Annotated in this window: 9 protein-coding genes; 7 read left to right on the top strand and 2 right to left on the bottom strand. The window is 59.4% G+C overall.

The window, feature by feature from the left end; translation table 11 throughout:
* Positions 1–65: 65 nt before the first annotated feature.
* Positions 66–725, top strand: a complete 660-nt coding sequence (locus AC1D2R_RS12120) for a YggS family pyridoxal phosphate-dependent enzyme (protein ID WP_477967588.1) — start codon at positions 66–68, stop codon at positions 723–725.
* Between the two features lie 83 nt (positions 726–808).
* Positions 809–2,719: a propionyl-CoA synthetase gene (locus AC1D2R_RS12115; protein WP_477967509.1), complete on the top strand. Its 1,911-nt coding sequence runs from the start codon at positions 809–811 to the stop codon at positions 2,717–2,719.
* A 54-nt stretch (positions 2,720–2,773) separates the two neighbouring features.
* On the opposite strand, the gene AC1D2R_RS12110 is transcribed toward AC1D2R_RS12115, so the two are convergent.
* Positions 2,774–3,472, bottom strand: a complete 699-nt coding sequence (locus AC1D2R_RS12110; protein WP_115106132.1) for a DUF1013 domain-containing protein — start codon at positions 3,470–3,472, stop codon at positions 2,774–2,776.
* Positions 3,473–3,694: 222 nt separating this feature from the next.
* Between AC1D2R_RS12110 and acs the strand changes: the two genes are divergently transcribed.
* The gene (gene acs / locus AC1D2R_RS12105) at positions 3,695–5,650 is read left to right on the top strand and encodes an acetate--CoA ligase (RefSeq protein ID WP_477967508.1); all 1,956 of its coding nucleotides are present in this window, start codon (positions 3,695–3,697) and stop codon (positions 5,648–5,650) included.
* A gap of 200 nt (positions 5,651–5,850) precedes the next feature.
* Here acs and AC1D2R_RS12100 read toward each other — a convergent pair whose 3' ends face one another.
* Positions 5,851–6,063: a DUF1674 domain-containing protein gene (locus AC1D2R_RS12100; RefSeq protein WP_477967587.1), complete on the bottom strand. Its 213-nt coding sequence runs from the start codon at positions 6,061–6,063 to the stop codon at positions 5,851–5,853.
* A gap of 122 nt (positions 6,064–6,185) precedes the next feature.
* On the opposite strand from AC1D2R_RS12100, the gene htpX reads away from it, so the two are divergent.
* From htpX to purH, 4 genes are all read left to right on the top strand, one after another.
* Complete coding sequence (gene htpX, locus AC1D2R_RS12095) at positions 6,186–7,148, top strand: zinc metalloprotease HtpX (protein ID WP_477967507.1); 963 nt, start codon at positions 6,186–6,188, stop codon at positions 7,146–7,148.
* Positions 7,139–8,533: an RsmB/NOP family class I SAM-dependent RNA methyltransferase gene (locus AC1D2R_RS12090; protein ID WP_477967586.1), complete on the top strand. Its 1,395-nt coding sequence runs from the start codon at positions 7,139–7,141 to the stop codon at positions 8,531–8,533. Before htpX ends, AC1D2R_RS12090 begins: the two co-directional genes overlap by 10 nt.
* Positions 8,534–8,639: 106 nt before the next feature.
* Positions 8,640–10,310, top strand: coding sequence for a heparinase II/III family protein (locus tag AC1D2R_RS12085; protein ID WP_477967506.1), 1,671 nt, complete (start codon positions 8,640–8,642; stop codon positions 10,308–10,310).
* A gap of 94 nt (positions 10,311–10,404) precedes the next feature.
* Complete coding sequence (gene purH / locus AC1D2R_RS12080; protein ID WP_477967505.1) at positions 10,405–12,021, top strand: bifunctional phosphoribosylaminoimidazolecarboxamide formyltransferase/IMP cyclohydrolase; 1,617 nt, start codon at positions 10,405–10,407, stop codon at positions 12,019–12,021.
* Positions 12,022–12,033: the final 12 nt, after the last annotated feature.

The following is a 12,033-nucleotide window of genomic DNA, read 5'->3' as shown; positions in this document are numbered from 1 at the left end:
TTGGCAAGCACAAAGCAGGCGTTTAGTGCATTGTCATCCTTTCCGAGATCTGCCGAGGCGCAATGATGGAACTTCAAGAGCGACTGGACGATGTGCGGTCGCGCATTGCGATTGCGGAACGCGAGGCGGGTCGGCCTGACGGCGCGGTTCGTCTCGTTGCGGTGTCAAAGACATTCGATGCAGACGCGATCCGCCCGGCCATTGCCGCGGGGCAGCGTGTGTTCGGTGAAAATCGGGTTCAGGAAAGCCAAGGGAAATGGCCTGAGTTGAAGGCAGAAACCGGCGACATCGAGCTTCATCTGATTGGGCCGTTGCAATCAAACAAGGCCGTGGAAGCAGTCGCGCTATTTGACGTCATCGAAACGGTCGACCGCGAGAAGATCGCTCGCGCGCTTGCCGCGGAAATGAAACGCCAAGGAAAGGCACCGCGCCTCTACGTTCAGGTTAATACAGGTCTCGAACCCCAGAAAGCGGGAATTGCCCCCGCTGAAACGCCAGCGTTCGTCACATTCTGCCGAAACGAGCTCGGGATCAGCATCGAGGGATTGATGTGCATCCCTCCGGCCGATGAAAATCCCGGTCCGCACTTCGCGCTTCTGGCGAAGCTCGCAAAGGAATGCGGTGTCGAGAAACTCTCGATGGGCATGTCCGGCGACTACGAGATTGCCGTCGTCTTTGGTGCGACCAGCGTTCGCGTGGGCTCGGCCATCTTCGGTCTACGCTGATACGCTGCTTTCGTCGGGCTTTCTCTGCCATCCGCACTCCCCTAGATTAAGCAAGGTAACTTGTATGTCCTGGGGAGGAGCATATGCGCGGGAGCTATCACCAGCTCTATGCAGAGTGGAAGAGAGATCCCGTGAACTTCTGGCGCGGGCCGGCGGAGGATATTGTTTGGTTCAAGAGCCCCGAACACGTCTTCTCGGCAGGAGATGGCCCGTACGGGCGCTGGTTCGCCGGCGGCGAGACTAACACCTGCTACAATTGCCTGGATCGGCACGTTCTGGGCGGTCGCGGTAGCGAGACCGCCATCATCTTTGACAGTCCCGTCAGCGACGCCAAGCAGTCCTTTACCTTCGACGCGACGCTCGACGAGGTCAATGCGATTGCCGCAACGCTGCGCCAACTGGGGATCGCGAAAGGCGACCGTGTCATTCTCTATATGCCGATGGTTCCGGAGGCGATTTTCTCCATGCTCGCATGCGCGCGCATCGGCGCGGTTCACTCAGTCGTGTTCGGCGGCTTCGCCGCGAACGAACTCGCAGCGCGGATCGATGATTCGGGAGCGAAACTAATCATCACGGCGAGCTGCGGCCTGGAACCCGGCAGGGTGATCGCTTATAAACCGCTGGTAGACCAAGCCATCGCGATCGCCAAAGCCAAGCCCGAGCACTGCCTTGTCTTGCAAAGACCGCAACTGGCTGCCGACCTGGCGCCTTATCGCGACCAGGACTTTGAGGTCGCCGTCGGTCGCAATCGCGGAGCCGAGATCGCGTGCGTCCCGGTCAAGGCGACGGATCCCTTGTACATTCTCTACACGTCGGGCACCACGGGGCAGCCGAAAGGCGTCGTGCGCGACAATGGCGGCCACATGGTCGCACTGAATTGGTCGATGACGAATATATACGGCATAAAGCCCGGCGAGGTTTTCTGGGCGGCCTCCGACATAGGCTGGGTTGTCGGGCATTCCTACATCGTCTACGCACCACTGCTTGCTGGTGTAACCACACTCGTTTTCGAGGGAAAGCCGGTTGGCAACCCGGATGCGGGCACCTTCTGGCGTATCGTCTCGGAGTACAAGGTGAGAGTGCTGTTCACGGCGCCCACTGCGTTCCGCGCCATTCGGCGGGAGGACAGCGACGGACAGTTCATCCGCGAATTTCCGATGCCGGACTTTCGAGCACTGTTCCTGGCGGGCGAGCGGGCGGATCCGGAGACGTTGAAATGGGCGGAGCGCATGCTTGGAGTGCCGGTCATTGATCACTGGTGGCAAACGGAAACCGGGTGGCCAGTTGCAGCAAACCCGCTCGGACTCGGCAGATTGCCGGTCAAGCACGGCTCGCCGTCCGTACCGATGCCCGGCTACGACATCGAGGTTCTGGACGACGCCGGCCACGCAGTCCCTGCGGGCACGCTCGGTAACATTGTCGTCAAGCTCCCGCTTCCTCCCGGCTGCCTGCCGACGCTCTGGAAAGCCGACGAGCGTTTTCGCTCTGCCTATCTCGATGAATTTCCAGGCTACTACAAAACGGCCGACGCCGGTTACATCGATGACGACGGTTATCTCTTCATCATGTCGCGAACCGACGACATCATCAATTGCGCCGGGCACAGGCTCTCGACAGGAGCGATGGAGGAAGTTTGCGCGACGCATCCCGATGTCGCAGAGTGCGCCGTGGTGGGTATTGCGGATTCTCTCAAGGGCCAAGTACCTTGCGGCTTTCTCGTTCTGAAGAAAAGTGTTTCACGGGAAACATCTTTGGTCGAGTCCGAGGTCGTGGCGCTGATTCGCGAAAAAATCGGCCCTGTGGCGGCCTTCAAGACCGCGATCATTGTCGAGCGGCTACCGAAAACCAGATCTGGCAAGATCCTGCGCGGAACGATGCAGAAGATCGCAGACGGCGTGCCTTGGAAGATGCCGGCGACGATAGACGATCCCGCCATTCTGGAAGAAATAGCGGCCGCACTGCGCGGCAGGGGATTTGGGACATCGCCTGTGTGATACCCAAACAAAAGCCCCGCAAAAGCGGGGCTCCATCAGTCTCTATGCGATGCCTCAATACTGATCGTCGTCCTCGTCTTTCGGCGAGGATTTCAGCGACTTGAGTTTCGCAAAGACGGCATCGGCGTCGATTTCCTTTTCCTCTTCGCGCTCGTAGTTCGGAGCCAGACGCTCGGTTTCCTGCGCGGACTGCAGGGTCGCACCGAGTTCTGCGGCGGTCGGAAGCGGACGACCCTTGGCGGCCTTTTCGACTTCCATGTCGAGGTCGATCTGGCTGCAAAGACCGAGCGTGACGGGATCCATCGGCGTCAGGTTGGCAGCGTTCCAGTGGGTGCGTTCGCGAATCTGTTCGATCGTCGATTTCGTCGTGCCGACGAGGCGCGAAATCTGAGCATCCTTCAGTTCCGGATGATTACGCACCAGCCAAAGGATGGCGTTCGGGCGATCCTGACGCTTGGAGACCGGCGTGTAGCGCGGGCCGCGGCGCTTGGATTCGGGTACGCGCACTTTCGGTTCGGAAAGCTTGAGCTTGTGAGCCGGATTTTTCTCGGCACGGGCGATTTCGTCACGCGAAAGCTGGCCGGTGGAAATCGGATCCAGACCCTTGATTCCCTGTGCGGCTTCGCCATCGGCGATGGCTTTCACTTCGAGCGGATGCAGCCTGCAGAACTGAGCGATCTGGTCGAAAGACAGAGCTGTGTTATCGACGAGCCAGATTGCGGTCGCCTTCGGCATGAGCAGTTGTTGAGCCATGGATATAGTCCTTCTGTCGTCCGCGCCGGTGTCGCGGTCCGTGGGTTGTCACCACTATGTCCGGGAAATATGCCGCTATATAACCGCAGTGATGCATAATTGCAATTCGTCGCGCACGAAATGACCTTTGTCTAATTGCCGGACGAATACGAGCTGTTATGAATGCCCTAAAGTGGGCCGCAGCGCGTCGCTCCGCCCGGTGCCTGAGTGAGGAGGAATTCAATGTCGGAGAAGGTCTATCCGGTTCAAAAACCGGTTAAAAGCCGTGCGCTTATCGATAAGGCCAAGTACGAGAAATGGTACGAGGAAAGTGTCGAGAACCCCGATAAGTTCTGGGGCAAGCACGGCAAGCGGATCGATTGGTTCAAGCCTTACACGAAGGTCAAAAACACGTCCTTTAAAGGCAAGGTTTCGATCAAGTGGTTCGAAGACGGGCAGACGAACGTCTCCTACAATTGCATCGACCGGCATCTGAAAACCAACGGCAATCAGGTTGCGATCATCTTCGAGGGTGACAATCCCTACATCGACAAGAAGGTGACCTACAACGAGCTCTATGAGCATGTCTGCCGCATGGCGAACGTGCTCAAGAAGCATGGCGTCAAGAAGGGTGACCGGGTCACCATCTACATGCCGATGATTCCGGAAGCGGCCTATGCGATGCTCGCCTGCGCCCGTATCGGCGCGGTGCATTCCGTTGTCTTCGGCGGGTTTTCGCCGGAAGCACTGGCCGGCCGGATCGTCGATTGCGAATCCACCTTCGTCATCACCTGTGACGAAGGCGTACGTGGCGGCAAGCCGGTACCGCTGAAGGAGAACACGGATGCCGCGATCCATATTGCAGCGCGCCAGCATGTCATTGTCGAAAAGGTGCTGGTTGTTCGCCGTACCGGCGGCAAGACGGGTTGGGCGCCGGGCCGCGACCTCTGGTATCATCAGGAGGTTGCAACGGTGAAGGCCGAGTGCCCGCCGGTCAAGATGAAGGCGGAAGATCCGCTCTTCATTCTCTATACATCGGGTTCTACCGGCAAACCAAAGGGTGTTCTGCATACGACGGCTGGCTATCTCGTCTATGTCTCGATGACGCATGAGTATGTCTTCGACTATCATCCCGGCGATATCTATTGGTGCACAGCCGACGTTGGTTGGGTGACCGGCCACTCCTATATCGTCTACGGCCCGCTGGCGAACTGTGCGACGACGCTAATGTTCGAGGGTGTGCCGAACTTTCCGGATCAGGGCCGCTTCTGGGAAATCATTGACAAGCACAAGGTCAATATCTTCTACACCGCGCCAACGGCTATCCGCTCGCTGATGGGCGCCGGGGACCACTTCGTCACACGTTCCGAACGTTCGTCGCTCCGCGTGCTTGGCACAGTCGGAGAGCCGATCAATCCGGAAGCTTGGGAGTGGTACTACAACCTCGTCGGCGATAAGCGCTGCCCGGTCATCGATACCTGGTGGCAGACGGAGACCGGCGGTCATATGATTGCGCCCCTACCCGGCGCCACCGATCTTAAACCGGGTTCGGCAACGACGCCGTTCTTCGGTGTAAAGCCGGAGCTGGTCGACAATGAAGGCAAGGTTTTGGAGGGTGCAGCGGACGGCAATCTGTGCATCTCCGACAGCTGGCCGGGCCAGATGCGCACGGTCTATGGTGATCACGAACGCTTTATCCAGACCTACTTTTCCACATACAAGGGCAAATATTTTACCGGGGACGGCTGCCGCCGCGATGCGGACGGTTACTACTGGATCACAGGCCGTGTCGACGATGTGCTCAATGTCTCCGGTCATCGCCTCGGTACGGCAGAGGTGGAGTCGGCGTTGGTCTCCCACCAGTTGGTCTCGGAAGCCGCGGTCGTCGGTTACCCGCATTCGATCAAGGGGCAGGGCATCTATTGCTATGTCACGTTGATGGCCGGGAACGAGGGTTCTGACGAACTGCGACAGCAGTTGGTCAAGCATGTGCGTGCCGAAATCGGCCCGATTGCAGCACCCGATAAGATCCAGTTCGCGCCTGGCTTGCCAAAAACGCGTTCCGGCAAGATCATGCGCCGTATCCTGCGCAAGATCGCCGAGGATGATTTCGGATCGCTGGGTGACATATCGACACTTGCGGATCCTGCTGTCGTGGATGATCTGATCGCCAACCGCCAGAACAAGGCAAGCGCCTGATCTCGGCAGCCGCTTCGACAGCCGGAGCGGCTTCAATTTTCTCCTGCTCAGGCTTGCTTGGGACTGGACACGCCACAGGGCAGCCGAGCCGGATTCCTTCAAACAGCTAGGACCTAGGCAAACTTCACCCACCGCGTCAGGCGGCTCGGGTGAGGCTGAGTAAATTCCAATCGCGGGTGAAAGCCAACAGGAATATTGACTTAAAAATCAATGGCTCGGCCATTGATCTCCCAATCACCGAAGCGAGCCGGGTCTGCACCGCCCCTGCCGCCAATTTCCCGCGGCATGTCGGCAGGCTGTCGGTTTCGGCGGCGCTCTTCGGCTTCAGCCAGCGCGCGTTTGGCAGCTGGCGACAGCGGTTTGGAACTCTCGGTTGCGGGGGTTTCCGTATTGTCGTTGTCCGCTTCTTGCATCACGCGCTTTTGCCTGAAAATATTGAAAATAGCTTGCGAGTAACCAAATCATAGTGCGCCGGCGCAACGATTGAAACCCTGTCCGTATGCGGACCGTGCCCTCGCGGTTGATGGAGACACCGATGAACCTTGTTCGTACTGCCATGTTGCTTGCCTTCATGACCGCGCTGTTCATGGTTGTCGGCTTTATGATCGGCGGCCGGGGCGGAATGATGATCGCGTTCCTGGTTGCCGCAGGCATGAATTTCTTTTCGTACTGGAATTCGGACCGGATGGTCCTTTCGGCCTATCGCGCCCAGGAGATTGATGAGCGGAACGCGCCGGAGTTCTTTGGGATTATCCGCGACCTTGCACGCAATGCCGGACTGCCCATGCCGAAGGTCTACCTCTACGATAGCCCCCAGCCGAACGCCTTCGCGACGGGTCGTAATCCGCAAAACGCGGCCGTCGCAGCCTCGACAGGTCTGTTGAGTGCGCTTTCGCCGGAGGAGGTTGCAGGCGTGATGGCGCACGAACTCGCACACGTGCAGAACCGCGACACCCTGACGATGACGATCACCGCGACGCTCGCCGGCGCCATCTCCATGTTGGGTAATTTCGCCTTCCTTTTCGGGGGAAATCGGGAGAGCAACAACAACCCGCTGGGATTCGTCGGTGTCCTGCTGGCAATGATCGTTGCTCCGCTGGCGGCCATGCTGGTGCAGATGGCGATCAGCCGCACGCGCGAGTATTCCGCCGATCGGCGCGGCGCTGAAATCTGCGGCAATCCGCTTTGGCTTGCTTCCGCGCTCGGCAAGATCGCCCGCGGGGCTTCACAGATTCCGAACTACGACGCGGAGCGCAATCCGGCGACCGCGCACATGTTCATCATCAATCCTTTGACCGGTGCCGGGATGGATAGTCTGTTTTCGACTCATCCCAATACGGAGAACCGGATTGCTGCGCTCGAGGAAATGGCCAATCGCACGATGAATGCCTCGACGCGGGAGGCTCCTGCTGCTAATCCGGTTCGCAAATCGCGCTCTGTTCCGGACGCCGGCCTTAGCCGCAGTGGTTCGCAACCGCCAAAAGGTCCCTGGTCTTGAATTCAGACGGCAAGAAGAAGTCATTCCGCAGACAAACGCCTTCCATTCCTCACCCGGATACCACTTCGGCAAAACCCGGTCTCCAGGCGCGCGCAGCGGCAGCCAAGATACTGGCGGCTGTCGTTGATCGCAAGCTTCCGCTTGACGGTGCTCTCGACCACGAGCACGGCAATCCGGCTTATAAGGCCCTGCAAGAAGATGACCGGGCGCTTGTTCGCGCCATTCTGAATACGACCCTTCGCCATTTGCCGCGCATCGAAGCTGCAATTAGTTTGTTGCTCGACTCTCCCTTGCCGGAGGGTGCACGTGCGCTGCAACATGTACTTTCCGTCGCGGCCGCGCAGATTCTCTACCTTGATGTTCCGGATCACGCTGCAGTCGATATCGCCGTCGAACAGGCAAATCATGATCCGCGCAGCCGTCGGTTTGCCAAGCTGGTGAATGCTGTTCTGCGTCGTCTCAGCCGAGAGAGGGAAGATATTCTCCGACAGGTCGACAGCATCCCGGCAATGCCTGTCTGGTTTCTTGAACGGCTAGAACGAGCCTACGGCCGCGATGCCGCCCGAGCCATTTCAGATTCGCAGCTTCAGCCGGCTGCTATCGATCTCAGCGTCAAATCGGACGCCCAAGCCTGGGCGGAAACGCTCAACGGCTGGGTGTTGCCCACCCACGGCATTCGTCTTGCAGCTTTCGGAGGCGGCATCCCGTCCCTCGAAGGATTCGAAGAGGGCGCCTGGTGGGTGCAGGATGCGGCAGCCAGCATTCCGGCCCAGCTTTTCGGCGATCTGTCGGGCAAGCGCGTTGCCGATCTCTGTGCAGCCCCTGGGGGCAAGACGGTTCAGCTTATACTCGCAGGTGGTACGGTCACGGCCGTGGAGCAATCCGAGAACCGTATCAAGCGATTGCGGTCCAATCTCGATCGGTTGGGCCTTAATGCTGAAACGATTGCTGCGGACCTGACGCAATATCAACCTGACGAGCTCTTTGACGCGATCCTTCTCGACGCGCCCTGTTCCTCGACCGGCACAACGCGCCGGCACCCGGATGTGCTGTGGACCAAGGGACCGGAGGATATCGCAAAGCTTGCCGCTCTGCAGGAGCGGCTTCTGCGGCACGCATTCACGTTCCTGAAGGCGGGCGGCACGATCGTCTTTTCGAACTGTTCACTTGATCCGAGCGAGGGGGAAGAGGTTGTCGCGCGCGTGCTTGCGGATACGCCCGCGATGGAGCGGATCTCAATCGATCCGAAAGGCTGGCCTGGATTGGAACAGGCGATCACGTCGCTGGGTGAATTCCGTACTACACCCGACATGCTGACAGTCCCTGCTGGATTCGCGCCGGGACTCGATGGTTTCTACGCAGCGGTGCTGCGCCGTGTTGCCTGATGCAAAGGCAGCTGGCATAGTCGAGCATTCGTCACAATTTCATAGACGGTCATTGCCGTTTCCGGGCTTGTTCATCCTAAACAATATGGGTCAATAGACGAAAGACATGTGGTCCGGACGGTTTTCAGGTCTTTACGTGCGGGAGGCTTGGCGGCGCATGCTTTGTCGCGCAGCACTTCTGCGCTTGCGCTTGTTTCGTCATACCGTCCACGCTCCCGAGCGCCTGATCGTGGCGCCTACCGATCTGCGCGCCGTCGATCCGCATGTCGCGGAGGAAATCGTCACCGGTCGGTTTCCACTTGCCGGCCGCATGCTTGAGACCGGCGGCAAATCGCCCTTCACATTCAGCCTTCCATCGCGCTCGTTTGCGTTGAGGCTTCACGGTTTCGGTTGGCTGCGCCACATGCGTGCCAAGAAGAGCGATCTTCATTCGAATGTTGCCCGTGCCATAGTGAACAGTTGGCTTTCCATCCATGGCGGAAGAATAGAAGGCATTGCATGGGAGATAGACGTTACCGCCCAACGCGTGATCGCCTGGCTTTCCCATTCTCCCGTCGTTCTGCAAAATGCGGATCGCGGCTTCTATCGGCGTTTCCTGCGCTCTCTTGCCTTTCAGGTGCGCTTTTTGCGTCGCATGGCGAAGTATGCTCCTCCCGGTGAAACCCGCTTCCGGCTGCGCGTTGCGCTCGCCATGGCTTCGATTGCGATGCCGGCACGCGCGAGCGTGCTGCGAAGGGCGGCCGAGGCGCTCGATCAGGAGTTCGATAGCCAGATTCTTCCGGACGGCGGTCACATATCCCGCAATCCGCGGGTAGGGCTTGAGTTGCTACTCGATCTGCTTCCGCTCAGACAGACCTATATCAATCTCGGGCACGATCTGCCACAGAAGCTGATATCCGGCATCGACCGCATGTATCCTGCCCTTCGTTTCTTCAGGCATCAGGATGGCGACCTTGCCTTGTTCAACGGCGCCACGTCGACGCTGGCGACCGAACTCATCTCGTTGCTCCGGTATGACGAAACAGCAGGCGACCCGTTCAAGGCGATGCCGCATTCGCGCTATCAGAGGCTCGCTGCGGGACGAACTGTCGTCATCGCCGATACGGGATTGCCTCCTTCGGGTGCGCTGTCGCGAACGGCCCATGCGGGCTGCCTGTCGTTTGAGATGTCATCCGGCCGGCATCGGTTCGTCGTCAACTCCGGTTCGCCGAAGTTCGCCGGTTCACGTTATGTGGAGCTCGCTCGCACGACCGCCGCCCATACGACCGTGACGTTGAACGATACTTCGTCCAGCCGCTTTTCGGCATCGGACTTCGTGTCGCATGTTATCACTGAGGCGGTGAAGACAGTGACCGTCGATCGAGCCTTGGCTGATGACGGGAGGGACGTCATCAAGGCTAGCCATGATGGCTATCTCCGGACTTTTGGTGCCCTGCACGAACGCGAACTGACGCTGAACGCGACAGGCTCGATCATGACTGGCTGCGACCGTCTTGTTGTTTCGGAAGAGCGCAAGAGCGATGGGGAATTGCGCGCCGTCGCGCGGTTTCATGCGCATCCTTCGATCAACCTGAAACAGATGGACCGCGAGTCGGTGCTGATGACGGCGCCCGACGGCGAAAGCTGGCTGTTCTCCTCGCCAGGCAATACCGTCCAGATTTCGGAGGACGTCTTCTTCGCCGATGCGTCCGGGATCTGTGGTTCGGATCAGATGGAAATCAGCTTCTCCCACCCGGAACGGCCGGAAATACGCTGGTTTTTGTCCCGCAGGAGCTAGTGGCTGTTTCCGCCGGTTAAAAGCTGTGCTAACGCGGCGCCATATTCCGCGCACCTCGCCGGATGTCTCCCGAAGACCCGAACGGAGAAGCCTCATGGCCGTTGTTTCCAAGAAGATCCCCGCCCCTGACAAGGTTGCAGTAAGGACTGCCTTGCTGTCCGTGTCCGACAAAACCGGTATCGTCGAGCTCGCCCGCGCCCTCGCAGAAAAGGGCGTTCGACTGCTTTCGACCGGCGGCACGCACAAGGCCCTTGCAGCGGCAGGGCTTGCCGTAACGGATGTTTCCGATGTCACTGGCTTTCCGGAGATTATGGACGGTCGCGTCAAGACACTGCATCCCAAGGTGCATGGCGGTCTACTGGCGATCCGCGACGATGCCGAACACCAGGAAGCAATGAAGGCGCATGGCATCGAGGGCATCGATGTTGTCGTCATCAATCTCTATCCCTTCGAAGATGTGCGCGCGGCTGGTGGCGATTACCCGACAACAGTCGAGAACATCGATATCGGCGGCCCGGCGATGATCCGCGCATCGGCGAAGAACCACGCCTACGTTGCGATCCTCACCGATCCAGCGGATTATCCCGAACTGCTGGAGCAGCTCTCGTCGGATGCGGGCCAGACTGCTTACTCTTTCCGCCAGCGGCTGGCGGCGAAAGCGTTCGCCCGCACCGCAGCTTACGATACCATGATCTCAAACTGGTTTGCCGATGCGCTATCGATCGACACGCCGCGCCACCGGGTGATCGGCGGGGCTCTCAAGGAAGAGATGCGCTACGGCGAAAATCCACACCAGAAGGCCGCTTTCTACGTGACCGGGGAACAGCGTCCCGGCGTGTCGACGGCGGCGCTTCTTCAAGGAAAGCAGCTCTCCTACAACAACATCAACGATACCGACGCGGCCTATGAGCTCGTGGCCGAGTTTTTGCCGGAGACGTCGGCGGCCTGTGCGATCATCAAGCACGCCAATCCGTGTGGTGTCGCGACCGGTTCGAGCCTTCTCGACGCTTACAAGCGCGCCCTCGCATGCGATCCCGTCTCGGCCTACGGGGGGATCATCGCCCTCAACCAAACCCTGGATGCCGAAACGGCGGAAGAGATCATCAAGCTCTTCACCGAAGTCATTATCGCCCCCAATGTGACGGACGAGGCAAAGGCGATCGTCGCGCGCAAGGCCAATCTCCGCCTGCTGAGTGCCGGCGGCCTTCCCGATCCGCGCTCCGCTGGACTGACGGCAAAGACGGTCTCAGGCGGCCTGCTCGTTCAGACCCGCGACAACGGCATGGTCGAAGACCTGGAACTCAAGGCCGTCACCAAGCGCGCGCCCACTGCGCAGGAGCTCGAAGACATGAAGTTCGCCTTCAAGGTGGCCAAGCATGTCAAGTCCAACGCGGTGGTCTACGCCAAGGACGGCCAGACGGCGGGTATCGGCGCAGGACAGATGAGCCGTGTCGACTCCGCTCGCATCGCCGGCCTGAAGGCTGAAGAGGCCGCAAGGGCGCTCGGTCTCGATGCGCCGCTGACCCGGGGATCAGCCGTTGCTTCCGAGGCATTTCTGCCGTTTGCAGACGGCCTTCTGTCGATGATCGCGGCGGGTGCAACTGCGGTAATTCAGCCGGGCGGCTCGATGCGTGATCAGGACGTGATCGACGCTGCCAACGAGCACAACGTGGCAATGGTCTTCACCGGCATGCGTCATTTCCGCCATTGAGTGAGGACGGCC

The organism is Rhizobium sp. P1_C7, from assembly GCF_056406295.1.
The sequence above is the reverse complement of the archived record's forward strand: the minus strand, read 5'-3'. Positions and strand labels throughout refer to the sequence as shown.